Origin of the sequence: Flavobacterium collinsii, from assembly GCF_902804485.1 — a bacterium.
Taxonomy (GTDB): Bacteria; Bacteroidota; Bacteroidia; order Flavobacteriales; family Flavobacteriaceae; genus Flavobacterium; species Flavobacterium collinsii.
Genome location: NZ_CADCST010000075.1, coordinates 1 through 364, shown reverse-complemented (window position 1 = coordinate 364; position 364 = coordinate 1). Strand labels below are relative to the sequence as shown.

Here is a 364-nt window from a genome sequence, read left to right as displayed (position 1 = left end):
TTCGTTAAATTGAACACTTGCAAATGTTGGTGCATTTACCAAACAGAAGTTTTGTGTGCCCGCTGTTACCAAAGTTGGTGTACCCGGATCGGTTACACTAATGGTTACCGCCAATCTTACTGCGCTTTCACAAGTCGTAGTTGGATCTTTGATTACTGCATAATAAGTACCGCTGGTTAAAGCTGTAGTAGATGGAATCACTGTTCCACCGGTTAAAGCAGTATACCAAACGATATTGGCTTCGTTAAATTGAACACTTGCAAAAGTTGGTGCATTTACCAAACAGAAGTTTTGTGTGCCCGCTGTTACCAAGGTTGGTGTACCAGGGTCGCTAACGGTTACAGCTGTTACTGATCGCACTGAG

1 protein-coding gene is annotated in these 364 nt (G+C 43.1%); it reads right to left on the bottom strand.

Annotated elements, in window-relative coordinates; all coding sequences use genetic code 11:
• A partial coding sequence (locus FLA105534_RS08780; protein WP_173965702.1) for an Ig-like domain-containing protein occupies nucleotides 1-364 on the bottom strand: 364 nt, incomplete at both ends.